Below are 256 nucleotides of genomic sequence, written 5' to 3' on the forward strand. Positions count from 1 at the left end.
TTCGGCTGGTTGGTCGTTGTTAGTACTGCTTCTTTCGGGGAGTGTGGAACGCTTCGGGTCGACGGGTCGTGTCGGGCACGCTGTTGGGTCCTGAGGGAACGAGGTTTGTTCCTTCGTTTGTGACCGGTCTCGCCGATGGTGTCGTGAAGATGCCGGGGGTGGGGGATGGGTCGTTGTTTGAGAACTGCATAGTGGACGCGAGCATCTGTGGCCAAGTTTTTAAGGGCGCACGGTGGATGCCTTGGCACCAGGAACC

It is taken from the genome of Streptomyces sp. ICBB 8177, from assembly GCF_003144095.1.
Lineage (GTDB): Bacteria > Actinomycetota > Actinomycetes > Streptomycetales > Streptomycetaceae > Streptantibioticus_D.